Raw genomic sequence first — 24,845 nt, 5'->3', positions numbered from 1 at the left:
AAGTCTAATATATCTATTATTATCTCATCATTTGGCTTGTTTTTCTACAATTTTCACTAATCTTCAATTATTAAGTGATAACAACAATCAAGGATCTGATTATTTTAGGGTTCCATAAGATTCAATATTCACTTTTACATCTATATTGAAAACACTGTGCTTATATACCTCCTTCCATTCGATGCTTTTCCAGTATTTATTGTATTTGCTGCGGATCAATTCTCCGATACCTATGGGATCAGATCCCACACCCTGCATGTATTTTATAAGCTTTTGCATTTCTGACTTTATGCTTCTTGCAATGTTATCCTGCAGCATTTTTTTGATCTCAGGTTTATAGAGGTTATCTTTTAAGGTATATTCGTCTATCAAAGCTGCAAAGTTAGTGCTTATGTTGATTACTGGCACATCCCCCGAGGTATCAATTTTAATCTTACGTTTAATGTCCCTTATGGACATTGAGGCTCCTCTTTTTATATTTCCGGTGCTCTTGCTTGGAGTTTGACCGTAATATGTGTAATGAATGTCTTTTTGCTCACCCAATAATGCATTTAGGATTATTGTCTGTTCTATATCCAGCTGTCCTACCATTTTATCGCCACTGAATAAAGCACTTCCAACTATTTCGATGTTTTTTTTGGTATACCTTACTAGAGGAGTTACTGGGTCTATAGTTTTTGAATAATACATAATGCAAAAATCATAGATCCTCGTTTCTGGAACAGCACCTCTTCGGCGTGCATCCATAAGCAAGTTGTTTACATAGAATGCAGGGATTGGCTTATCTTTAAATTTAGTGCTCATTTCCATCATCTCTTTAGGACTTCCATCTACCACTACTACATTTGCCAGCAATGGATTTTCAGGGTCTCTAAAGAAAACTTCTAAAAATTCATTTATACCCTTATGGGATATTCCTTTGGAGAAATAGATTTGCTGAATTTTTCCTCCTTGAAGGTATTTTCCGGATATATTACGCATTCTTTCCCTGGAAGCTCTTACGAGCTTTTCAGAATTCATACTCATGAATTGGACTTTTTCTTCAGTATTGTGTTCTACAATAGGGTAAGTTACAGACAAGAGTATACTATTATCAGGAGACTCTTCTATACCTAGCTGAAGGATAAAACCTATCTCCTCAAAGAGTTTCTGGTCCCAGCAACCTGTTTGCAATATTAAAATGATACACAGAAAAGCTACGACTATGAACCTGGCTATTTTCATCGGGTTTTCACTCCTTTTTTTCTGATAAATGAAAGAATAAGGCACAATACAAGAAAAAATGATATAAACATACCAGCGTAATTAATTATATCTATTAACATGAAAATTTGATTTATATCTTTAGGTATGCTGCTCAATATAAGTACGGAAGCAAAGAATATAAAATACGAGAGCCTGTTTTTTTTTATCATGAAAACTTTTTGCAACCCGTCAAATGCAGCAAATATATAAGACCTCATTGAACAAGCCATTGGTATGTACCATATGGCTATAAGGTATAAATCTACTCTTTCAAGAATAGGGGCGTTATAAATTCGGGACAGGTTGAAGAAAGGCATGGAAAAAAGGCTTACCATATTTTCTCCAAAAACTGCAGTGGTTGCAGCTACAGTAGATACAAAGATAAAAGTACTTACAATGGTGGCCAGAATATACCATTTAAATACTTTCTTTTTTTCGCTTACCCATGGGTAGAAAAAAACAATAAGTTCAAATCCTATAAATGCAAAAAAACATGATTTAACACTATATAACATTGGGAGTACGCCGGCTTCACCTAAAGGAAGTAGGAAGGAACCCTTAAAGTTATCATATAACAAAATAATGAGTATTGGAATTATAAGGTAGTTTATCATGGATAAGTATAGAAATCTGCTAATGCTTTTAAGGCCTTGCCATACGAGATAAAAAGACGGCAGTATAATAACGGGTGCCAATGCCCATGATGGTGTTGCCTGAAGTATTGTGATTCTGATAAAGATGTTAAAAAGACTGGCACCGGCCACTGTGGCAGCTAAAAGATATGCAACCAATAAAATGTTAAAGCCCAAGCCGATAATCTTGCCATAAATTAGTTTGTTTATGTCATATATGCCTTTGTCGGAATACCTCTTCATTAATAGCATAATCAAAGCACTTAATATAATTACGGCTATACTTGTGATTATTACTGATATCCACCCGTCATGCCCCACTTCCTTTGCTAAGGTTGCCGGGAGCATAACGATACCAACACCTGTTTGTGTTATAAAGACAATCAGTCCTAATTGAATCGGTCTTATTGTGTTATTCCCTTCCATTTTTCCTACCCCTTGTCTGATTTTTTGTCTTTGTAATTGTCGATCGTTTCCCCATTGTTTTTAACGGTAACCTCAAGATGGTGTCTTTAAGGTCTTTAACAACTAAAGGGGCAAAGGGTTGGAAATAGGGTTGCCCTAATGATTGCATGCTTACAAGGTGAACCAATGTAACTCCTGTGCATATGACAATACCTATAAAACCGAAAATGGATGCTGCCAGTGTGAATATAAACCGCAATATGCGTATTGACATGGCCATATCAAAAGAAGGAATAACATATGATGCAACAGCAGAAGCACCGACAATAACTATCAGTACATTGCTTACAATTCCTGCCTCCACTGCTGCCTGACCGATAACCAGACTAGCGAAAACCCCTATAACAGTACCTATATATGTAGGAAGCCGAACCGCAGCTTCACGTATCATTTCAACCAATATCTCCAATATAAGAACCTCAACAATAGGGGGAAAGGGAACTTTTGCTCTTGATTCTGCTAGGAATATCAACAGATTTAAAGGTACTACATAATAGTGAAAAGTAGTGATTCCAATATATAGTGATGGCAGTGCAACTGCGATAAAAAGTGCAATAATCCTTACCAGTCTTAAAAAAGACCCGTGTATCCATGAGGTACTGTAATCATCCGGTGCCTGGAAAAACGATATGAAATTTACAGGAGCAACTAGTGTTACAGGTGTTCCGTCCAGAAGTACAGCAATACACCCGTCCAGGAGAGCGGCCATAGCCCTGTCAGGCCTTTCAGTGGCCAAAAACTGGGGAAAGAGCGAGTAAGGGTGTGCAGTAATTAACTGTTCAATGTATCCTATTGCAGACAGTCCGTCTATTTTTATTCTGCTTATTTTGTCATATATGCTGTTAACCATATCAATATTAGCTATGCCTTCAATATATGTAACAGCAACTTTTTGGTTAGTCTGCATACCAAGAGTCACAGTTTTAAATTTCAATCTGTTATTTTTAATTTTTCTTCTCAATATTGACAGATTTGTTGATAATGGCTCTACAAATCCCTCATGGGGACCGCGAATATTTTTTTCTGTAACAGGTTCATCGATACTTCTTTTATCGGTATCTGACATGGTGCAGGAGAGTGCAAAGTCAAGGGAGCCACATATAAAAACCGAGTTGCCTGACATAATGCTGTCAATAATCTCAGTAGAATCATATAAAAGGTTTATTTCATAACATGGTATATTAAGAAGCTTGCTTTTATTTGACAGCTCTTCAATACTCATGAAAACAATAGGCCTTATAAAATCCCTTTGTATAAGGTCCTTATCCACCATATCGCCTATGTAAATAAAGTATGCTTCATGCTTGCGGCTTATATAAACCTTCTTTTGAACTATATCAGGGCAATCGGTGAGCTCAGCCCTTATTAATTGTAAATCAATACTCTTTGCTTCTTTTTTTATGTCGGCTTTAGTAGCTTTTCTTTTCTTCCAATACACAGCATACACCTCAGATATGACAGTTTATCAACTTAAATATATATATTAAACTGGAGTTAATCTCATAATATAATATATTGTTTGCAGTAAAGTGATTTCTATCCATACCTGGGTTTGTTATTCAATTAATGTATGATTAATTGTAAAAGTTATCGATTTATACCTCCTTTATTTAACATTGTTGCCGATAATATTATGAGATAATTAATTATAATAAAGTGTTGAATTATGTTGCCATTAGGTGTAAAATACCTGCATATTAAAAACGGGGTGATGGTATTGGGGATTATACAAATAGAGAACCTATCCAAAAGTTTCAAAGTCTTAAACAGGCACCAGGGCTTTAGGGGAGCAGTAAGAGACCTGTTTTCCAGGGATTATAAGATTGTAAAGGCTGTAGAAAATATATCGATGACCATCGATGAAGGAGAAATGGTTGGTTTTGTGGGTCCCAACGGTGCGGGAAAATCCACCACAATCAAGATGATGACTGGGGTTTTAGAACCTACGTCAGGAAGAATTACAGTAAATGGATTCATACCTTATAAGCAGAGGATGAAATATGTCCGCAATATAGGAGTGGTTTTCGGTCAAAGGACTCAGCTTTGGTGGGAACTGCCTGTTATAGAATCCTTTAAGATATTGAAGGAAATATTTGAGATAGGCGATAAGACTTACAACACAAATATGGAGCTGTTTAATGATCTTGTGCAGCTTGATACTTTACATAATACGCCTGTCAGATTTTTATCTTTAGGACAGAGGATGCTGTGCGATATAGTGGCGGCATTTTTGCACAACCCCAAAATAATATTTCTTGATGAACCCACCATAGGACTTGATGTTTCAGTTAAAAATAAAATAAGGAGTGTTATAAAAGAGCTTAACTCATTAAATAAGACCACCATACTCCTTACTACCCATGATATAAGCGATCTTGAAATTCTTTGTAAAAGAATAATAATAGTTGATAAGGGGTCAGTGATTTTTGACGGAGACATACAGAAGGTCAACAGTATATTCGGTGTATACAGGGTATTGAGGCTGGAAATGTCGGAGCAGCTTAATTTGGAGGAGCTTTCAAATAAGATAGGAAATAATTTCAAGTGCCAAAAGCCTCCTGAAATTGAAGCTACTGATGATGGCTGGATCAATATAACTATAAATTTGGAAGAAATAAAGCTGGTTGATATACTAAATTATCTTTTGACACTGTTCCCATTAAAGGATATAAAGGTGGAGGAAGTGCCTACAGAGAAGATCATAAGAGAAATTTACGAGGGTGGTCTTAAATGAAAAAGTATTTTACTGTAACCCAAAAAGTATTCCTTACTATTACCGTATTTAGGTTTAATTTTATTTTTTCCATAGTAAGTAATTTGGTTTATATCACTGTTATTTACTTTTTGTGGAGCTCTATTTATGGTTCAGGTGCAAGAAGTCTCAACGGAATGACCTTCAACCAGGTATTTGTTTATTTATCCCTAGCCTCAACCATATTTTCGCTGTTTACTACATTTGTGGAGTGGGGAATGTCAAGGGAAGTGATTGAAGGCTCTATTGTTATGCATTTTATAAAGCCTATAGATCTCATGATGTACAAACTCTTTGAATGCCTTGGCTATGTGCTTTTAAAGCTCGTTACAATAACGATGCCTACTGTTCTGGTAATTTTGCTGGTGTTTAAGCCGGATATGCCTATTGGATTAAATATTTTGATTTTTCCGGTTTCACTGATATTGTCATACTTTATAATGTTTAATATTGACTTTCTTGTAGGGCTGCTATGCTTTTACAATGAGTCCACCTGGGGAATGAGCTCAGCAAAGGATTCTATCGTAATGCTTTTGTCAGGAGCTGTTATTCCAATAAGCTTTTTTCCGGATACATTAAAAACAATAGTCAATTTTCTGCCGTTTCAGGCGGTTTATAATATACCGCTGGAGACATTGATTTCCAACAAGCTTGGTACAGGGGATTACATTAAAAATTTTCTGTTACAGCTTTTCTGGATATTGCTGCTTTTTGCAATAAACAGACTTTTTTATCGTAAGGCTGTCAAGGTTATTACAGTAAATGGAGGCTAACTTATAATGAAGCGTTTAAGGTTTTATTCGAGGTTGTATATTAAGATGATTTCACAATATATAAAAGCCAGAATGCAGTTTAGAAGTGACTTTTATATAAGTACATTTGCAATGCTCCTTCTTAATATAACAGGATTATTTACATATTGGGTCCTTTTTTATTCCATAAACAACATTGAAGGCTGGAACCTCAATGAATTGATATTTTTATATTCCTTTGCACTCCTTGCTGTAACACCCATGCAGCTGTTCTTTGATAATCTTTGGGTTATAAGGATCAGCTTAAGAAACGGTAATTTCATAAAATATTATTTTAAGCCCATAAATACTCTGTTTTATTATGTTTCGGAGGTCTTTGACATAAAGGGCTTGGGACAGCTTATGTTGGCACTTACAATGCTGATTTATTCATCGATAAAGTTGGGAATCCATTGGACCCCGTTAAACCTCATCATGTTTGTTGTATTCATATTGAGCTCAGCTATTATAATGATATCCCTTGTGCTGATGGCGGCTTCCATTTCCTTTTGGGTAATAGAATCGGTTTCGGTGCTGGTACTTATTTTTAAGCTTAGTGAATATGCCAGGTACCCAATTACAATATTTAATGGGTTCTTCAGGTTTGTGTTTACCGGAATAATTCCAGTAGCTTTTATAGGATACTATCCGTCCAGGTTCTTCTTGAAGCCGGGTAGTGGTGACATTACTGTTTTTGCTACACCTTTTATAGGTATAGGGCTTTTTATTATTGCATATAAAATCTGGAGAATAGGGCTTAACAGATATTCAGGCACCGGTTCATGATTTAAGCAAATCTGGATGAATGAAAAGTTTAAATGCTAGTCCAAAAATTCCCTAAATGAATGGTATAATTATATTAATATGGTTTTAGGGGGAATGGGCATGAAAATTTTCACGACAACACCAAGGTTGCAAAATCGCAAGCGATTTTGTTTTAGAAAGCTCATTGTGGTCTTGTGCATTGCAATAAGTGTACTGGTATCCAATGTACATATTGTTACTGCCAGTGAAGATACGGAAAAAAACATTGTGGGTTATTTTCCCGAATGGGGAATATATGAAGGGCATAACTTTTATGAGGTGTCGGATATACCTTGGGAAAAGATAACACATATAAATTATGCATTTGCGAAAATCGAAAACGGAAAAATTGCTATATACGACTCCTGGGCTGCCACAGGCAAGCCTTTTGGAGATGACAAATGGGATACTCCGCTAAAAGGCAACTTCGGACAGTTGATAAAGTACAAAAAGCTTTATCCAAAGGTAAAGACGCTTATATCAGTAGGCGGCTGGTCCCAGTCCATGTATTTTTCAGATGTGGCTTTAAGCGAATCATCAAGAAAGGTTTTTGCAGACAGCTGTGTGGATTTCATCAGACAATATCAGTTCGATGGTGTGGATATCGATTGGGAATACCCTGTTGCAGGAGGATTGGCAGGAAATAAAAACCGACCTGAGGACAAGCAGAATTTCACTATGCTTTTAAAACAACTCCGTGCCAGCCTTGATGGGGCAGGTACAGTTGACGGCAAAAAGTACCTTCTTACCATAGCTGCTCCTGCAGGCTATTCAATGATATCAAATACGGAGCCGGATAAATACCACCAATATCTTGACTTTGTAAATCTTATGACATACGACTACAGCGGCGGATGGGATACCGTAACCAACCATGTCTCACCTCTGTATGCAAACCCTGGCGATCCTTCTTATGCTGAAAAAAAGGAAAAGTATAACACAGACTGGACCGTACGAGAGTATATGAGGCTTGGGATACCGTCTCATAAGCTTAATATAGGGGTTCCTTACTACTCCTATGGATGGAAGGATGTATCTGGTGGTACCAACGGATTATTCGGAAATGCTAAAGGTTCACCTATGGGGATATGGAATGAAGGCGGTGCAGCCAGTGGGAACAATCCATTTTATTACATAAAGGATGTCTTGGAGGCCCCGGGTTCAGGATTTATCAAGTACAGGGATAGTTATGCTCAGGTGCCTTACTTGTGGAATCCGGCAACAAAGGTGCTATACACATATGATGATGAAACTTCCATACAAAACAAATGTGAGTATGTTAAGAAAAACAATCTTGGAGGAATAATGTTCTGGGAGCTTAGCGGCGATTCTCCTTCAAAAGGAGATACGCTTACCTCTGTAATATATAACAGTTTCTTTTCAAATATTCCTCAACTCACTCCTACTCCCGTTCCTACTGATACATACACATACAAAATCAGCGGGTATCTGAAACCTGATTTTTATACTGGTAAGGAATCATCAGCTGTACTTTCAGGCTTTAATGTTGAATTGTCATTTAATGGATTGAAAACAACCACAGACTCAAAAGGGTATTATGAAATTTCAGGTGTACCTGCAAGCAATGACCCTTATACATTGACACTGTCCAAGCCAGGATACTTGAGAAGGGAGTTGACGGGCATAATTTTAAAGGATAATTTACTGATTGGTTCACAAGAGGCTCCATACCATATATGGGCAGGTGATATAAGGATAAATGGTTTGCAGGATAATGTAATAAACATGTCGGATATAATTGAAATTGCTAAAGTTTTCAATAGTACTAAGGGCGACGTAAAATACAATCCGGACTGTGATTTTAACATGGACTATTCTGTAAATATGGCTGATGTCATAACAATTGCCAGGCATTTTAATATGGGTACAGCTGATTATAAAGGCTAGATAAGGTAGATTTAAATGGGGATGGTACAGTTAATTTTGCCGATATAATTATTATAGCCAATAATTTTAATAAGACGACCAGCACATATGACTTTGAAAAGCTGTGAAACAACTTTTTTACAGGTTGTTTCACAGCTTTTTTTGAATGTCTAGGAAATTACGGTGTATGCTACACCATAACTTCTCACGACAACAATCAAGTTTGCAAAATCGTAAGCTATTTTGATCTTACTTGCTAATAGGAATCCAAATCTCACACCTATAATCAGGAGCACTTACATCTCCTGCCGGATAAACCTCTATCTCTGGTGCACAATCGTGCTCATATCCTGTAGCAGGAAACCATTCTGAAAAAATCCTTCTTGTAACATCCTGAGCTGCCTCAGGCATGGGACCGATTGATTCAAAAACTGCCCATGTTGCAGCAGGTATAGTTCTGGATTCGAAACCCTCAGGAAGTGCTTCGTTTACTTCTACAACTGCTATCATATAGTTGAGCTCTTCGTTATCTTTGTCAAAATCCATGCATATCCCAAGCATTCCAAGCTTACCTGCTCTTTTACACAGCCACTCTTGGGTACCGTCAATTCTGCAGTCATTCCAAAATTTCGGGACAAGATTGAAGTTTTGGTTGTCTACCATGGTGATTCTTGTTTTTTTGCCTATAACAGAAAAACTCTCTTTTTCAATAATCTTATAATCCATCTTTTTGTCTCCTTTTATTGAAATATGAAAGGATAGTTTTGGATATGCCTTGAGCTTTGCTCCAGGTTCTTTGGCAGCAGAGGGGCTTATTCCATGCATTTTGCCAAAAGCTTTTGTAAAAGACTCAGGAGTCTCATATCCGTATTTGTAAGCGACATCAATTATTTTTTCACCGGATAAAATATCCTGTGCAGTCAGTGTAAGCTTTCTCCTTCTTACATACTCGGCAATTGTGATGCCAGTCATCATATGGTACATTCGTTGGAAGTGAAAAGGGGATGATAGAGCAATCCTGGAAACCTTCTCTATATCCAGCTTTTCATTGATGTCCTCTTCAAGATATTCAACTGCTTTGCTCATTGCATCAAGCCAATCCATAATACATCTCCTCTCTGCTTCCATATTAAAGGATTTTCCATTATTGTCCTCTCATAAAATGCTTCCAGGTGACAGGTAAAGTATATCATTGTGTGGTCTTTATTGTAAATTATCTTAGTTTATTCAGATTTGTTTCCTAGACATCAAAAAAAATTTACAGGCCTTTATTGATAATTGCTGATATAAATAAAGGCCTGTAAATTCTATTTCACAACATATATGATAAGTATTTTTACATCGAATTTACTTATTTCAGACCAAGTTCCTTACGTTTTTTCTCAATATGGTCGACATATATCTGGATTGTTCTTTCCGCATCCAGTTCTACCACAACCTTGCCAAGACCAAGGCTCTCTGTAGTTTCTGTGAGTGTCTTTACCACAACATCACTTCCCGTGATTGACGGAACGGGTGCTACATGTACCAGCCATCCTAAAGCAACTGCCGTACATGCATCTGCAACAGCTTTTTGCTCAAGATATTCAGGGGCACCTATGACAAGAGGAAGCTTGTTTGTGTCTACATTAAGTGCGTCAGCCAGTTCCTTTGCTGTATGAGTCATTTTTCCGATATCTACGCAGGCTCCGTAAGATAGAACAGGAGGAATGCCAAGTTGTTTACATACCGCTTTCAAGCCTTCACCGCATTCATCAGCAGCGTTGGGATTTGTAAGGCCGGTATATTCCATAACGGATGATGTGCATCCGCCTGAAAGGACAAGAATATTGTTTGCAATGAGGCCTTTTGTGATTTTAAAAATATTGCTTCCGCCCTGACCGTATCTTGCTGTAGTACATCCTACAATAGTTGCGATGCCTCTTATATTTCCGTTTGCAATCTGTTCAATCAGAGGGCCAAAGCTTCCTCCAAGGGCCTTTTTAACCGATTCGGTGCTAAAGCCCACCATGCAGTCGGACTTATGAGGTGGAATATAGACCTTTCTGTTTTCTGACTTTCTTTGCTTGAAGGCATCAAATGCCATATTCAAAGCCTTTTCCGCCTGTTCCTTCATTTTTTCAGGAATGAAGTCTAAGGTTTCGGTGCCCTGAAGCTGAATAACCGGGTGTGTGCTTAACAGCTTGGTGCCAAAACGCTTTGCATACAGAGGCATTGTTGGAACAGTGCAGTTATAGTCAAACATAAATAAATCAACTGCACCTGTTGCGAGCAGATATTCCTGTGACAGCCATTCTCCTTCCTGTCCGCCATATCCCTTTTGATTATGCATGCCTTCATAATTTATAAGCTGCTGTCCTTCACAGACATGGCCTAAAATCTGAATTCCGTCTGCACCTGCTGATTTGGCCTTTTGCTGCCATTCGTCAGTTGATGCCATATCGATTGCTACATGGGCTAGTAGTGGCATGTGTCCGTTGGTGATAACATTGATCATGTTCTCCTTCAAAAGCCCCATGTTTTGCTGCTTTTTAGCGATTTCCTGGGTGCCCATGAGTATTTCCTGAATAATATCAAGAAGGAAAAGACCCTGGTACTCGTTTGCTACTCCGAGCCTTACACTGTCCATAAGAAATTCTGTGGGCTCTGAGGTAAAGTTTGTCATGCATCGTGTTTGAGCATAAGCCACTTCGCTGTAGCCTCCGCCTGGGAATAACCCCAGTTTTCTCCACAATTCTTTACGTCTTGTTGGAGCAAAGGCCTCAACTGCTTTTGACGGGATGTGATAAGGAGAATGGATGTCATTCATTACCCACTGGGCAAAATCTACCGCCAGCTTTTCTATTGGCTGGTTTGCATTGAGACCCGCCATATCGGCATATTTTTTCAGTTTTTCAGGGTCCCTTATTTTAAGTCCGCTTTCAGGGTGCTCTCCTGCAGCTTTCAATGTGCGTGCTGCCTGATGGCAGTGGAAAATGTTTGCTGATGTACCTATGGTAACATGCCTGTATACAAAATTCCTTGCAACCATGGTGTGAGCATCAACTCCACAGGTGCCCCTGGGTACCTTGTCGGAAATACGGCATGGGCCATTGGCACATAGCTGGCAGGATAAGCCCTCTATGCAAAATTTGCACTGGATGGGCTGCTGCTGGCTGAATCTGTCAAAAACGTTTGTCAAGCCTGATTCATGAACCACTTGGTACATTTCCCTCATGGCAGGATCAATTATAACGTTAAGAGGATAACCTTCTTTTGATTGGTCATTTTTTTTGATATGTTCTCTCTGCCAGGCATGTACTTCTTCCATTGAAGGTGATTTTTCTATGCCATCGTAATTAATCTTGATTCGGTTATGAATATCTGCGTGTGTGTTAGGGTCGTTTGAATGTTCATTGGTGAGCTTGGTTCCGAATGTGGTCTGGTCTCCACGCATAGTACCGGCACTTTTTTCATAAGAATTTTTGATGTCCTGATCTGACATTATAAGCCTCCTTAAGTAAGATTCACATACTTTGTCTCATATTTTTTGTTTAATTAAGCATTAATATGCATTGTTTTTTCTCATGATAACGATCAAGGCTGTAAAATCACTCCGTGATTATGTCTAATAAAATTTGGAACTGTAAAGCCAATATTTTACATAGTCAATTGAACAATAAAATAATTGGCTTAATTATCCGATATTATAGGTATAATAATGAAATTTTTAAGAGGAAGGTAGTTGGTATGAGATATAAAAGACAGGGAAGAGCAGTGTCATTGCTGGTCATAATGCTTGCTTCAGGGATTTTTTCATGGGCTGCCAATGAAAAGGAGGTACCTGAGGCCATTTATACCGGTATCGATAATGCATCTGTAATATTGACCAATATCGATTATATAGATGTAAAAAACTCCAACACCTGGGCTAAGGAAGCCATATACGAGACAGGTGCCCTTGGTATAATGAAGGGATATGGAAATAGAAACTTCGGATTAAATCAGCCGGTTACCAAAGAGCAGGCCATAGCCGCTGCCTATAGAGTAGTGGGCAGGGAGGGAGATGCCCAAAAAGCCGCTGAGCTTCTTGATAATGTCAGGTTACCTGCAGATAAAAAGAAAAATGCCATAAACATGTGGGCTGATGGGTACTTGCAGCTGGCATCAGATGACGGGCTTATTACAAATAGGGATAGAGCAGATGCCTTTAATCCTGATCAGACAGCACTTATACCCGGGACAAGCTTTTACAGGTCAGGAAATGCACAAAGGCAGGAATTTGGTGATTGGATGGCTAAGGCAATGAAAATAGAGCCGGTTTACGGTCAGGATAAAATATTTAACTCATTTATGGACTGGTCATCTGCTGATCCAGTTAAAATTCCATACCTTGAGGGTCTTATAAAGAATAACATAATGAACGGTACAGGAAACGGAAGGTTTGACCCTAAAGGAACTCTTACAAGGGCTCAGGTGGCACAGATCATAAAAAATGGAGAAAAGTTTATTCTGCCGATTTTAAAATATGAAAAAAAGCTTGGAACTATTGAATCCGTAAATAAATCCATTGATTCAAGCCTTGGTGAGAGTATAACCACAAATACATTCAACATAAGAAACAATAACGGTAAGCTCCACAAGGTGGATGCACAATTTTTAACTGATGCGGTTGCCAAAAGCAAAAATGAGCAGATAGGCACACCCATGCCGGGAACTGAGAGAGACTTTATAGTCTATAAATACGGGAAAATTGGAAAAAGTGATCTCTTAAAATCAGGAGACAGGGTTGAGTACATTGTTGGAGAGGATAGTTCAGTCAGGTTTGTTAATGTAGTTTCAAGTGTAAATGATACAAAGTATATGGCAGCACAGGTTAATTCCGTAGACCCCAAAACTCTTACCATAAACGTCACAAGGCTTATGGATCTCGAGTATCCCGATATGAGCAAGGAAGGCAAAAAAACAATTGCAAACGGAAGCGGTGGTCTGGTGGACTCGACCTACAGATACAGCAACAGTGTAAAGATATACAATGAAGGAATACCGGCAGCGATAGAAACGGTTAAGCCTGATTCCATATATATTCTTACAATTAAGGATAATATGGTGACCGATATAAAGAGTGTGAATCTGACGTTAGATGGAGATTTGAGAATAGTTAAGGGGATTGTGGAAGACAATAATCCTCAACTTGGCTATATCACCCTATACGGTGAGAACGGAGATGGAACAAACCCCTCCGGTAAAAAGGCCTTGAGGACCTTCAGTTATGTAAACCCAAACGGGATGAACGTGTTCAAGAATCAAACAAAGGCAAAGATCGATGATATAGAGCCAGGAGACTCTGTATTTATGAAGCTTGATGAGAAGATGAATGTATATGATATAAGTGCTGTTGACAACTACATTCCAAGGTATGCGAGGATTATTACCAAAAAGCCTTCGGCTATATCGGTGGAGTATGACAATGGAGTGCAGCAGGTTTTGGCTGTAAATGAAAGAATCCCTGTGATTGTAAATAACACTGTTGCAGGAATAGACAAGCTAAAAGATGGCGACAGGATAAAGCTTATTTTGAATCAGACAAATAAAGATGTATCTGTAAAAAGCATTACCGTAAATGACAACCAAAAGATTATCAAAAATATCTATAAGGGAAGTCTTATAAAGCTTGATGAATCAACAAAGGACCTGGTGGTTCAGAACTTGGAAAGGTTATCAAAGGGACAATGGGAGCGCTCCCATAATATAGGCATAAGCAAACTAAATCTGGGTGACACTTACAAAATTTTTTCGGGTGATAAAGCTTTAGACATTGAAACGGTCAATGACAAATTGAGAAACCAGGAAGCTTATATCGCATCAGAAGGGGATTATGGCGGCGGTGAAAAGGCTGTTATCGTTTCCTTCAGGGATAAAGATAATCTGGAAAGCCTTGCTGACGACATAATTGCAAGAAATGAGGCAAGTGCGGGGCAGCTTGGACTCAATAAAAGCAGCAACAGCATAAACTATGGACCATCAACCATTATTGTGAAGGATGGAAGACTTGTTACAGGAAACAGCATATCGGAAGATGATGCGGCTTATATCGTAGCAAACAGGGATAACTACACAGGAGATTTTTTTGCAGGGATTGTTCAGTTAAACGATAGAGTTGATCCCAATGCTTTAACCATTTACAGAGGAAGGATCAAAGCATTAGCGGATAATAAGGATTTTGAGCTGGAGTCATTTTCCCAGTTGAAAGGCCAGAGCTGGGAGTATGTTAATACTCCGAAGACACTAAGGATTACATATGGCACGAAGATATTAGATGATAGCGGACTTTTGCCCCAAAGAGAATTTACGGGTTATGGAGATAAGACCTATATTGGACGAAGTGTTTATGTTGTAGCTGACAATATAAATGCACTTTTGGTAAGCACTGCTCCATATGGTCCGGATGGCGTGTTTGCAAAAGGTAAGGTGGTTGAGTTGACAGGTGGTAGTACAGGCTCCGATGGAAAGTACATCACGGACCCAACAGGGGTAAAGATCAAAAATGCCAAGGTATACGACATGGCAAACCATGTCTGGACAGACACCAAAGATATGACACTTAACCTTCTTAAAAATGCATTAATATTAAAGGATAAAAAAGAAATAAGCCCATCCCAAATCGAGGTTAATGACAACTTAAGAATTTACAGAAAAGGAAAAACTGAAACAGGAGACGCATTTATAGTGTTTGTGGAGGATTAAAGGAGTGGGGTACAGTATGAAGATAAAGTTTTATAAAGGTATGATTTGTATGTTGGCAGCTTTGATTATAAACCCTGGAACTGTCAATGCTGTAGAAGGCTATAGCGGGTATGAGGGCGGAATATCATCGGGAGAGGTTGTCGGCAAGACTACATACGAATACCAGGAGGTTAACTTTTTAAGCGGACAACCTCTTGTTTTTAAAGGGAACCTTACTATTAAGAAATCCCTGAAAGGAGAGTCCATTACATCTACTTATACTTATGATCTATCTAATGTAGATAAAGGGGCTACCTTGAAGCGAACTTTGATTTATAACACCAAGTTAAGTAAAAAGGATAACGGGCAAAGCGTTGAAGAGACAAGCATAAGCGGAAAACCTGTGGAATCTGTAAAAATCGGTAACAGTACATATACTTTGACTGGCTATGATTTTTCACGGACAAACCTTACCGATCTGAAACCTGCTGTAAATTACTATGCAGGTAACATATCAGGGAGAAAGGCATATTCTGTAGGCAATGGTTCGGGGTCTGCGTCCCAAGGCAGCGGTACCATTACAGTAGATATAACCGGAAAGTTTTATGGGTATGACCAGTACTGGGGTACAACAGAGGTTGAAGAGATTAACTACATAATTCAGAGTGAAAAAAAGAACGGGATGAAGGTTGAAAGGTGGGGAGGTACAGCGGATATAACCTTTTCCACTTCAACCACAAAGCAGATCAGATACATTGAAAACAAGCCAAATGAAATAAGTTTTGAGGGAGGTTATGTTCAAACTCAAAGTAACAGCAGTATCTTAGAGTATACCTCAAAGCTTCCTTCCTTTAGTGCAGGTAATGTGCCTTCGGATAATATGATTACATCTAAGGACAGCCTTAAGATTGAAACATTCCCGGTACAGACAAGGCTCAAGGTTCCTGATTTAAGCCAGTTAAAGGGGCACTGGTCGGAAAATGATGTTCGCACACTCTATAGTCTTGAGGTATTAACTGACAATGAAAAAAACTTTAACCCCGAACAGTTTATGAAAAGATCGGAATTTGCCAAGGCCATAATACTTGCGGGTAAAGAGGTGCCGATAGATTCCTCAATTGCACCGAAAACCACAGCTCAGACTTCGAAAAAGAATACTCAAATTTTCCCTACATTTAATGATGTTTCATTGGACCATCAATACTTTAACCAGATTGAAAGCTCCTTTAAGCGAGGTTTTTTAAATGGCAAGGGAGAAGGCAACTTCAAGCCCGATGACTATTTAACACTTGCTGAAGCTGTAACTGTTTTCATAAGAGGATTGGGGCTTGAGGCAATGGCACCTAAGTTTGGAGCTGTAACTACTTTCAAGGATAATGATTTAATTCCAGCATACGCCAAAAATGCGATAAGGGTAGCTGAGCAAATAGGCCTTGTTAAAGGTGATGAAAAAGGGTACCTGAACCCAAGCTCAAAGCTAACCAACGCCAAGGCGGCGGCACTTCTCAACAGGTTCATAGTTTATATGAGGGACGGTATCAGGAAGGATTACAGGGATAAATATCTAGGGTTTTGATGATTAAGGTAAAGTATGATAAAATTATATGAAGCCATATATTAATGCTTTTAATATAAACATATTATATGAGGAGAGAACAGTATGACAAAATTGAACAGGAAAATGATAAGGCTATTCTTTGTAGCAAATATTGTAATGGTAATGCTCACAGCAAATTGTTCCTTTTCATGGGCAGATAATACTAAATCAGATATTAACTCAAACCTGGACTACATAAAAAGTATCATGGAAATGGTGGATGACAAGTACAAGGGTGATGTTGATCAAGATAAGCTTATGCAGGGGGTCTTAAAAGGAATTTTCAATTCTATGGACTCATACACCGAGTTTTATACAAAGGATGAAGCGGTAGAGTTTTTTAATACTATTGATGGAGAATACAGCGGAGTAGGAATGTCTTTTGACGAAGTTAATGGAAGGTTTTTTGTCAGGGAGGTTTATAAGGATTCTCCTGCTGAGAAAGCTGGAATATCTGAGGGGGACAGGCTTATTGGAGTTGATGGACAAACCCTCGAAGGCTTAAGTTCAAGCGAAGCTGTAAAAATGATTACTGGAAAAAAAGGAACTAAAGTTGTGATAAGTGTTATAAGTGATGGTGAGAAAAGTGTAAGACAACTTACAGCTACTCGGGACGAAATAAGAGTAAATCCTGTAAAAGCAAGTATAAGAGAAGATGTGGGATACATAAAGCTATCCATTTTTAATAATAATTCTGCTGATGAAATGAAAAAAGCATTGAGGAAAATGGATGACAATAATATTAAGAAGATAGTACTTGATTTAAGGGATAATCCAGGAGGAGATGTAAACCAGGTTGTAGAAATTGCAAAAAGTTTTATACCTGAAGGATTAATTACTAGGCTTGACTTCAAATCGGAAAATATAGGGGATATGGAATTTAAGTCGACCCTGAAGGAGAAAAAGTACAAGCTGGCTGTTTTAGTGAACCAAAACAGTGCAAGTGCATCGGAAATACTGTCAGGTGCTGTGCAGGATGCAGGTGCCGGAACACTGATAGGAACTAAAACATACGGTAAGGCAAAGGTTCAGAGTATTTATCCCATATTGTCTTTAGAGGCTTACAAAAAATATGAAGAGAAGCTTGGTGTCAAGCTGGTAATGGGTGATGACCTTGAGACTAAATACGGTATAACTCCTGAAGAAAGTGAATTGATTGGCTGGATCAAGATAACAACAGGCTTATACTATACTCCAAAAGGAAGGATGATTGATCTTAAGGGCATTATGCCGGATTATAATGTATCAGGCAGCAATATAATAAATGAAGTGGATATGAGCTCAATAGGAAGCCTACGACTGAAAGTAAAGCCTGGATTATATTCCGAAAGCTATGATGTTTTGAATGCCAAAAAGATTTTGAAGATTTCAGGATATAAGATAGATGATGTAAGTAGTGTCAAGCTTGATGTTAAAACTTGGGAGGAACTTAAGAAATTTCAAAAGAAGAGCGGTTTGTATCCCAGCGGTATCTTGGACTTCTCTACACAAAAGGCACTTAATGAGGCGTATGGAAAACTGGAGTTAAGCTCCGACAAGCAGTATATGAAGGCTTTAGAGGTTCTCAAAAAATAAAAATGTTAAAGTATAAGATTTTTTTGAAAAATCTATTGACATGTTAACAAAATACCTGTTATAATATCCTAGCGTGCTGGTCATGAAGTAATAACAGCAGTAAACGCTTGGCGGCGTAGCTCAGTTGGCCAGAGCATGCGGTTCATACCCGCAGTGTCGTTGGTTCAAATCCGACCGCCGCTACTTAAGGCCCATTGGTCAAGTGGTCAAGACACCGCCCTTTCACGGCGATAACAGGGGTTCGACTCCCCTATGGGTCATTACGGGCGCTTAGCTCAGCTGGGAGAGCATCTGCCTTACAAGCAGAGGGTCATAGGTTCGAGCCCTATAGTGCCCACCAAACAAAGGATCCAAGGTTTTACGAAACCTTGGATCCTTTGTTTATGTCTACATAATTATTGTGTATACTGCATCACAATTTCTTTTCTTTATAATATTTTAATGACAAATTTATGCAAGAATCTACTTTTAGCTGCTAAATCAAACATAAACCTAATTAACTTGTCTTGTTAGATTATACTTATTGTAGTGTATATTGTCCCGATGTTTTGATGATATGTGTCAAAAATAATTTTGCTTAAGACAACGAAAAGTGACATGTTTTATCTGCTGTTTAAATTATAATCTTCCGTGTGGTTTAAAAATATTGGAGGAGGTAACAAAAGATGAAATTGGGATATTTACCGTATCAAAGATTTAATAATACGGCAAAAACCTATGGGAAGATGGGAAGTTTTATCAACTTATTAACAGGAAGTAACCTTATATTGCTTCCGGTATCATTTTTAATCGGCAGGGCTTCCATTGCAGGAGGTATATTGCCCTTTGGAATGGCCTTATTTGCTTCAGCAGCAGGTACGGAGTGCAGCAGATATTTAATAGGAATATCCGTTATTATGGGCATGATAACAAGGGCAGCCCCGGAACAGGTATATATAACCTTAGCAGCCATGTTCCTGTTTAGTATATTTTGCACAATGGTTAATTCTGGTAAGGGCTATTCAACTACAAAAGTAGCTATTTTTGCACTGCTTGCCACCCTTATTCCTGAATTTGTAATAATTTACATGCAGGGATTCCTTCTTTATGATGTTTTGAAAGCTTTATTTCATGGGTTGTTAATTTTTCTTCTTGTATATATATTTAGAAATGCCTTATCCGGGATTCAGAAAAAATCAGCATTAAACAATGAAGAGATAATAAGTGTTACAATATTAACTGCCGTAGGCATTGCCGGACTGGCGGATGTTCAGATCATGGGAGTTGTTCTTAAAAATCTGCTCAGCATAACTATCATTTTAGTATGCGGGTTTAGATGCGGTGCCGGTGTAGGAGCGGCTTCGGGAGTTACGATGGGACTATTTGCAAGCCTGTATTTGCCATCTGCTCCTTTTATAATAGGATCATATGCCATATCCGGTCTTATGACAGGAACACTCAGAAAGCTTGGGAAGGTAGGTTCAAGTCTAGGCTTTGTTTTGGGAAGCGGAATTTTTATGCTATATATGAATGTGTCGGGTGAAGCATTTACATATATGAAAGAAATCATCGCTGCGGTACTGGTATTTATAATAATTCCAAATAAGTTTACAGACTATATAACAAACCTTGTAGGGGCAAGTTTTGATATAGGTAATAGGAGCGTTCACTATACAAATAGGATAAAGGAGATGACCGTAGATAGATTAAACAGTTTTTCAAAGACATTTCGTGAGCTCTCAAAGACGTTTTGTGAGATTTCAGATACAAAGTCAATGGCGGACAAGCAGGATATATCTGTTTTATTTGACAGGGTAGCGGATAGGGTTTGTAAGGACTGCTGTTTGTGTCTCCACTGCTGGGACAGAAATTTTTATAATACATATCAGGTAATGTTTAAGATTGTTGAAACTTTAGAAGATAAAGGAAGGATTGAAAGCAGCGATATACCAAAGTATTTTATGGACAGGTGTGAAAGAATAAATGATTTTGTTATGTCGGTAAATAATGTATATGAGCTTTTCAAAGTGGACATGGTTTGGAAAAGCAGAATATGTGAGAGCAGAGAGCTTGTGTCACAACAATTGGAGGGACTATCTAAGGTTGTTTCCAAACTTGCATGTGAAATCGATACCGAGGTTAACTTTAAACTTGATCTGGAGAATAGTTTGATTCAGAGTTTGGAAAAAGCAGGTATAAGGGTTAGAGATGTGAGGGTTCTGGAAACTATATGGGGCAAGTATGAGGTATCCATAACGCATAAGGGATGCGGAGGAAAGCGTTTGTGTGTAAATACTGTTGAAAAAATCGCTACAGAGGCTTTGGGCAGGAAGATGGCAAAGGAGGCAATTGAATGTCAAAAGGGTATAAAGGATAGTCATTGCACAATTAAGCTTATTGAAGAAGAGATTTACAGTGTTACTACAGGTGTTTCAAAGCTATCAAAATATAACAGCATTGTTTCAGGAGATAATTATACATTTTTAAACACCGGAAACGGAAAATACATAGTGGCATTAAGCGATGGAATGGGAAGCGGCTACAAGGCAGCTGTTCACAGCAGGGCGACAATAAACATGCTGGAACAGTTCATGGAATCAGGCTTTGACAAGGATATGTCGGTTAAGCTTATAAACTCGGTTTTGGTTTTAAAGTCAGAGGAAGAAGCATTTTCTACAATAGATATGTCGGTTATAGACCTGTATAACGGAGAGGTGGAATTCGTGAAAACGGGAGCGGTATCCACGTTTATTAAACGTGAACATAAGGTTGATGTTGTAAAATCGATTTCTTTACCTGCGGGAATACTTAGTAACATTGAGACGGAAATACTAAAAAGAAGTATAGGTTCGGGAGAATTCCTTATACATGTTACAGACGGTGTGCTGGATGCCTTTAAAAAGGAAAATGGAAATAATGATGAAGGTTTTATAAATTTTATAAATGACATAAGTACCAAGAACCCGCAGGAAATAGCTGATGCTATACTAAACGAAGCTTATAAAAAATGCGACAGCAAGCCTTGCGATGATATGTTAGCAGTTGTTGCAAAAGTGTGGAAAAAGGTTAGCTAAGGCATGAATGAAAAGTTACTTCCGCTTTTGAGTGGGTGACGAGTTGAGTCAACACATGAGCGAAATTTATAGCGGAAGTTATTTTTTGATCATGACCAAATAAAAAGTAATTAAATGTATAAATAATTAAAAATTATCATAAACTACCTTCAAATATATCTGAGTATATCTTGGAGGGATAAAAATGGTACTTGGCAATACGAAAAGAATAGTAATAATAAAGGATATACATTCAAACCTCATTGAAGAAGCAATATTGATTCTTAAAACTGATGCGGGGGCAGGTAAGGCTAGCGACTCCGCATCCATTATTAAGAACAACAAGGATAATGGATATCTTTTAAGTGAGGCTGAAAGCGTAATCAATAACTTCATAAAGGAAAACAAGTATAAGATTGCTTCAGGAATTGATTTGAATTTTAAAGAAGTAAATATGTCAAAATCAAAGATCCTAAGAAACATGATAATAAACCTTGCTCTTGCCGGCAGCTTGGTACTACTTATTTATGTTGTTGTAAATTTCCTCTAGGTAAGTTGTGATTAATCTTGCATTATATAAAGAAAACAGCCATAATAACTCATTTCCATTGATTTTATTCCGGTTAAGCTATATTATAATATGTAATGATTTATTTACTGTCAGGATTTCATGACAAATATTTTGATTTACCGTTAAATACCGTATTAAACTATGGTTAACTGGAATTATATCAAGGAGAAATGCAATGCTTAAAAAGATATTTGAACTGATTTTGCTACCGGAAAAAATATACAAGAAGTTTACCGATAGAATTCTAACGCTAATTATTGGTGTATTTGCTCTAGGAATAATTGATTACATATTTTCTATCAGCGAAAAACTTCTAGATGCGTTTACCGGTAAGGCATCGGCAGATTTAAAACTGAATCTCTTTTACTCATTATTATTTATTGCAGCTTATGGAATAGCCGATGTGGTGTTTTTCTCGGTGCCTTTTTTTGATATTGTAAAAAAGCTTAGATCAGACAAGAATGCAAAAGAGGATAGAGGCTCAATAGTAAAGATAATGAAAATCCAAATTACAGCAAATTGCATTATCTTTATACCTGCCATGATTTTAAGCTACCTGGTATATAAGGCGGATGCAGAAAAAAATATTGAGCTATTGGCATTCCTCATGCTTTTATTCGTGGGTATACAGATATGGCTAGCTGCAATTGTATCAAGAGGAATAAAATCCATTTTTATTTTTGATCAGAAATTCAAAACTCTTATTTTTCCTATAGTCTTTTTCTGGTACTATATTGTAGGAATAGCCCTGAACTTTGCTATGGACAAATTAATGGGCTGGTTTATGCATTAGCAAAAACAGATATAGCATAGTATTAATGCTTGAATTTGTATTTTTAGTATATTCAAGCATTTTCAACTGTATAAATTGATCGATATCTTCTTTTGAATAGTTCAGTGGAACTTTTCTGTAAAACAAATATGTATTTTTACCATCATCAAAATCATAATTGTACTCTTCTAAAATTCTGTTTACCGCACTTTCTTCACCATTTTGAACGATTTCATTTAGGTCATTATTTTCTTTGGTGCAAAAGTACTCTTTTTTAAATTCCAATTCATTTTCATACAAAAATTGTTCTTTATATTTTTCTATAATATTACTCATTTTGTTTCTCCTTAAGGATGTTAGTAATTCTAAAATACCGAAATTCACCATATTATACAATAAGTAAAAATACTTTGTGCTATATGCAAAATGTCTTCGTAGGAGAGAATACTTCTTAATTTAATTATTCAATTTGTGTAGATTTATTCCATTTATGTTTTGTATATCAGAATACCCTTGTGCTAAAAAAACATGTATGGTAATATAATAAAGTGGTTTTTGGAAATTATATTATTAAGTCTTTTTCCAGTAAAGTATATTTAAATAGGTAAAATAGTGAAAATCAAATAATGTCTCGGTAGTCTAATGGATAAGACGGTGGATTCCGGTTCCACTGATACGGGTTCGATTCCTGTCCGGGACGCTAGAAAGAAATAAGAAGAGGGATTCTATTTAAAAGAATCCCTTACAAATTAAAAGGTTAGATACAATAATCATATCTAACCTTTTAATTTACCACGTTTAAATGATATTGGATTTTGCTCAACTAAAATCCCTCGCACTTTCCATTACCTCTTATGGTTTTGTCCTAGTTCATTGGACTCAGTCCCTTCATGGTAATCTGTTTACCAATCATTTTATGATTGTATTATATATATACCTTAATATAATAGTCCTAAAACAACATTTTTTACGGTATAGAAAATTATCTTTGAAAGAAATGTCGGTATATGAAAAACGTTGTTTGTACATTCTACATTTCCAGGGAAATATCTACAAAATTCCTCGTTCTTTTAAAGATATATAGGATATAATGCAGGAATTTGGCAAAGTTGGTAGTCGATGAAAGACTAATCTTGTTCAAGCTGAGCAACTTCAATTTCTTTAATAAGAATACCGTCCTGTTGCCATGGGTTGGCAAGGAATCAATTTACAATTAATGAAGCAGGCCACTAAGCCGACGAATGCTTCTAGAAGGGAAACATACATGGTTTTTATGAATGATGAAATACTTGGGTATGTTGATCCCCTTCTTGATCTCTTAGGAAATCAATCTGATTTAAACTTTGATGCTTTATATGAGGAAGCTAAATGGTTTGCTTCATAAGGTGCCCATAGAGGTGTTGTTAAGATAGGTATTGCCCTTTTCGGACCCTAACGAAAAACTTTTCAGTCTTGCAAAATCTGTTCATGGATGGGGAAAGATACATCTTGTAGAAAGGCTTCAGTTGATACTGATGAAATAAAGGACTGGTTTTTAAAGCATGGCTGCAGCAACAGCATTATGCCTGAGTGTCTTGCCTACACCTGTGCCGTTAATGGTGAGCTTGACAAGGCTTTACAAGGACCGGACATAGGCAGGGAGCTTTATGAGGGAGCCGGAGAAATAATCGGTGCCTTGATTGGAGGAGGACCTGCAGAAGATATTGATGACTACCATATGTCCATGACCGTGGTATCAAATTTCCTAAAGCATTCCTCGGCTCATTGCAGCACACTTAGTGATCTGTTGGTAGTTGCGGATATTAAATATAATCTAGACCAAGAAGACGAAATATGGAACAAGCGGCTGGAATCAGGATGGAACGGAAGGATAAAAAAGGAATGCCCGGAAGCATGCGACAAGATTATTTCGGAGGATAGAGGGAAAAATTACTTCCGCTTTTGAGCGGGTGCTGACGAGTTAAGTCAACACATGAGCGAAATTTATAGCGGATGTTATTTTTTGATCATGACTTGA

17 protein-coding genes and 4 tRNA genes are annotated in these 24,845 nt (G+C 37.5%); 15 read left to right on the top strand and 6 right to left on the bottom strand.

The annotated features are described in order from the left end of the window. Nucleotides 1-99 precede the first annotated feature (99 nt). Genes VIO64_RS01120 through VIO64_RS01110 form a run of 3 tightly spaced genes read right to left on the bottom strand, consistent with a single transcriptional unit; the run spans nt 100 to nt 3,780 of the window. The gene (locus VIO64_RS01120; RefSeq protein WP_331914369.1) at nt 100-1,224 is read right to left on the bottom strand and encodes a Ger(x)C family spore germination protein; all 1,125 of its coding nucleotides are present in this window, start codon (nt 1,222-1,224) and stop codon (nt 100-102) included. Then, nucleotides 1,221-2,303: a GerAB/ArcD/ProY family transporter gene (locus tag VIO64_RS01115; protein WP_331914367.1), complete on the bottom strand. Its 1,083-nt coding sequence runs from the start codon at nt 2,301-2,303 to the stop codon at nt 1,221-1,223. Before VIO64_RS01115 ends, VIO64_RS01120 begins: the two co-directional genes overlap by 4 nt. Then, nucleotides 2,290-3,780, bottom strand: a complete 1,491-nt coding sequence (locus VIO64_RS01110) for a spore germination protein (protein WP_331914365.1) — start codon at nt 3,778-3,780, stop codon at nt 2,290-2,292. The genes VIO64_RS01115 and VIO64_RS01110 overlap by 14 nt, the downstream gene beginning before the upstream one ends. A 228-nt stretch (nt 3,781-4,008) precedes the next feature. Between VIO64_RS01110 and VIO64_RS01105 the strand changes: the two genes are divergently transcribed. The 4 genes from VIO64_RS01105 (at nt 4,009) to VIO64_RS01090 (ending at nt 8,597) form a co-directional block, all read left to right on the top strand. Further along, nucleotides 4,009-5,076: an ATP-binding cassette domain-containing protein gene (locus tag VIO64_RS01105; protein ID WP_331914363.1), complete on the top strand. Its 1,068-nt coding sequence runs from the start codon at nt 4,009-4,011 to the stop codon at nt 5,074-5,076. Beyond that, nucleotides 5,073-5,867: an ABC transporter permease gene (locus tag VIO64_RS01100; protein ID WP_331914361.1), complete on the top strand. Its 795-nt coding sequence runs from the start codon at nt 5,073-5,075 to the stop codon at nt 5,865-5,867. Before VIO64_RS01105 ends, VIO64_RS01100 begins: the two co-directional genes overlap by 4 nt. 6 nt (nt 5,868-5,873) lie before the next feature. Then, nucleotides 5,874-6,671 (top strand): ABC transporter permease, encoded by a 798-nt coding sequence (locus VIO64_RS01095; RefSeq protein WP_331914359.1) that lies wholly within the window; start codon nt 5,874-5,876, stop codon nt 6,669-6,671. A 99-nt stretch (nt 6,672-6,770) separates the two neighbouring features. Further along, nucleotides 6,771-8,597 carry a glycosyl hydrolase family 18 protein gene (locus tag VIO64_RS01090; RefSeq protein WP_331914357.1) on the top strand — a complete coding sequence of 609 codons (1,827 nt, stop codon included), beginning with the start codon at nt 6,771-6,773 and terminating at the stop codon, nt 8,595-8,597. A 228-nt stretch (nt 8,598-8,825) separates the two neighbouring features. Here the strand turns inward: VIO64_RS01090 and VIO64_RS01085 are convergent, their stop codons facing one another. Both VIO64_RS01085 and cooS read right to left on the bottom strand, forming a co-directional pair. Further along, nucleotides 8,826-9,680: an AraC family transcriptional regulator gene (locus tag VIO64_RS01085; protein ID WP_331914355.1), complete on the bottom strand. Its 855-nt coding sequence runs from the start codon at nt 9,678-9,680 to the stop codon at nt 8,826-8,828. Nucleotides 9,681-9,927: 247 nt separating this feature from the next. Further along, nucleotides 9,928-12,060: an anaerobic carbon-monoxide dehydrogenase catalytic subunit gene (gene cooS / locus VIO64_RS01080; protein ID WP_331914353.1), complete on the bottom strand. Its 2,133-nt coding sequence runs from the start codon at nt 12,058-12,060 to the stop codon at nt 9,928-9,930. Between the two features lie 245 nt (nt 12,061-12,305). Between cooS and VIO64_RS01075 the strand changes: the two genes are divergently transcribed. The 9 genes from VIO64_RS01075 to VIO64_RS01035 all read left to right on the top strand — a co-directional run bounded on the left by VIO64_RS01075 (nt 12,306) and on the right by VIO64_RS01035 (nt 22,849). Further along, nucleotides 12,306-15,302 carry an S-layer homology domain-containing protein gene (locus VIO64_RS01075; RefSeq protein WP_331914351.1) on the top strand — a complete coding sequence of 999 codons (2,997 nt, stop codon included), beginning with the start codon at nt 12,306-12,308 and terminating at the stop codon, nt 15,300-15,302. A 16-nt stretch (nt 15,303-15,318) separates the two neighbouring features. After that, nucleotides 15,319-16,857, top strand: a complete 1,539-nt coding sequence (locus VIO64_RS01070) for an S-layer homology domain-containing protein (protein WP_331914349.1) — start codon at nt 15,319-15,321, stop codon at nt 16,855-16,857. Nucleotides 16,858-16,941: 84 nt separating this feature from the next. Beyond that, a complete protein-coding gene (locus VIO64_RS01065; protein ID WP_331914347.1) occupies nt 16,942-18,453 on the top strand; it encodes a S41 family peptidase in 1,512 nt (503 codons plus the stop codon). Nucleotides 18,454-18,562: 109 nt separating this feature from the next. Next, nucleotides 18,563-18,636 (top strand) — tRNA-Met (locus tag VIO64_RS01060). Nucleotides 18,637-18,641: 5 nt separating this feature from the next. Beyond that, nucleotides 18,642-18,713 (top strand) — tRNA-Glu (locus VIO64_RS01055). 4 nt (nt 18,714-18,717) lie between these two features. Continuing rightward, nucleotides 18,718-18,793 (top strand) — tRNA-Val (locus tag VIO64_RS01050). A 325-nt stretch (nt 18,794-19,118) separates the two neighbouring features. Continuing rightward, nucleotides 19,119-21,506, top strand: a complete 2,388-nt coding sequence (spoIIE, locus tag VIO64_RS01045; RefSeq protein WP_331914345.1) for a stage II sporulation protein E — start codon at nt 19,119-19,121, stop codon at nt 21,504-21,506. Between the two features lie 184 nt (nt 21,507-21,690). Then, nucleotides 21,691-22,035 carry a hypothetical protein gene (locus VIO64_RS01040; protein ID WP_331914343.1) on the top strand — a complete coding sequence of 115 codons (345 nt, stop codon included), beginning with the start codon at nt 21,691-21,693 and terminating at the stop codon, nt 22,033-22,035. A 196-nt stretch (nt 22,036-22,231) separates the two neighbouring features. Continuing rightward, nucleotides 22,232-22,849, top strand: coding sequence for a hypothetical protein (locus VIO64_RS01035; protein WP_331914341.1), 618 nt, complete (start codon nt 22,232-22,234; stop codon nt 22,847-22,849). On the opposite strand, the gene VIO64_RS01030 is transcribed toward VIO64_RS01035, so the two are convergent. Beyond that, nucleotides 22,826-23,164 (bottom strand): hypothetical protein, encoded by a 339-nt coding sequence (locus VIO64_RS01030; protein ID WP_331914339.1) that lies wholly within the window; start codon nt 23,162-23,164, stop codon nt 22,826-22,828. The genes VIO64_RS01035 and VIO64_RS01030 overlap by 24 nt on opposite strands. Before the next feature lie 292 nt (nt 23,165-23,456). Between VIO64_RS01030 and VIO64_RS01025 the strand changes: the two genes are divergently transcribed. Next, nucleotides 23,457-23,528: transfer RNA gene (locus VIO64_RS01025), tRNA-Arg, on the top strand. Between the two features lie 771 nt (nt 23,529-24,299). Then, nucleotides 24,300-24,773 carry a hypothetical protein gene (locus VIO64_RS01020; RefSeq protein ID WP_331914337.1) on the top strand — a complete coding sequence of 158 codons (474 nt, stop codon included), beginning with the start codon at nt 24,300-24,302 and terminating at the stop codon, nt 24,771-24,773. Nucleotides 24,774-24,845 lie beyond the last annotated feature (72 nt).

This window comes from Pseudobacteroides sp., assembly GCF_036567765.1.
GTDB lineage: Bacteria > Bacillota > Clostridia > Acetivibrionales > DSM-2933 > Pseudobacteroides.
Note: the sequence above shows the minus strand (reverse complement) of the source record. Positions and strands in the feature narration are given on the sequence as shown.

Coding starts and splice junctions, on each gene's coding strand:
- VIO64_RS01120 (WP_331914369.1), bottom strand. CDS start 1,224: ATGAAAATAGCCAGGTTCATAGTCGTAGCTTTTCTGTGTATCATTTTA.
- VIO64_RS01115 (WP_331914367.1), bottom strand. CDS start 2,303: ATGGAAGGGAATAACACAATAAGACCGATTCAATTAGGACTGATTGTC.
- VIO64_RS01105 (WP_331914363.1), top strand. CDS start 4,009: ATGTTGCCATTAGGTGTAAAATACCTGCATATTAAAAACGGGGTGATG.
- VIO64_RS01100 (WP_331914361.1), top strand. CDS start 5,073: ATGAAAAAGTATTTTACTGTAACCCAAAAAGTATTCCTTACTATTACC.
- VIO64_RS01095 (WP_331914359.1), top strand. CDS start 5,874: ATGAAGCGTTTAAGGTTTTATTCGAGGTTGTATATTAAGATGATTTCA.
- VIO64_RS01090 (WP_331914357.1), top strand. CDS start 6,771: ATGAAAATTTTCACGACAACACCAAGGTTGCAAAATCGCAAGCGATTT.
- VIO64_RS01085 (WP_331914355.1), bottom strand. CDS start 9,680: ATGGATTGGCTTGATGCAATGAGCAAAGCAGTTGAATATCTTGAAGAG.
- cooS (WP_331914353.1), bottom strand. CDS start 12,060: ATGTCAGATCAGGACATCAAAAATTCTTATGAAAAAAGTGCCGGTACT.
- VIO64_RS01075 (WP_331914351.1), top strand. CDS start 12,306: ATGAGATATAAAAGACAGGGAAGAGCAGTGTCATTGCTGGTCATAATG.
- VIO64_RS01070 (WP_331914349.1), top strand. CDS start 15,319: ATGAAGATAAAGTTTTATAAAGGTATGATTTGTATGTTGGCAGCTTTG.
- VIO64_RS01065 (WP_331914347.1), top strand. CDS start 16,942: ATGACAAAATTGAACAGGAAAATGATAAGGCTATTCTTTGTAGCAAAT.
- spoIIE (WP_331914345.1), top strand. CDS start 19,119: ATGAAATTGGGATATTTACCGTATCAAAGATTTAATAATACGGCAAAA.
- VIO64_RS01040 (WP_331914343.1), top strand. CDS start 21,691: ATGGTACTTGGCAATACGAAAAGAATAGTAATAATAAAGGATATACAT.
- VIO64_RS01035 (WP_331914341.1), top strand. CDS start 22,232: ATGCTTAAAAAGATATTTGAACTGATTTTGCTACCGGAAAAAATATAC.
- VIO64_RS01030 (WP_331914339.1), bottom strand. CDS start 23,164: ATGAGTAATATTATAGAAAAATATAAAGAACAATTTTTGTATGAAAAT.
- VIO64_RS01020 (WP_331914337.1), top strand. CDS start 24,300: ATGGGGAAAGATACATCTTGTAGAAAGGCTTCAGTTGATACTGATGAA.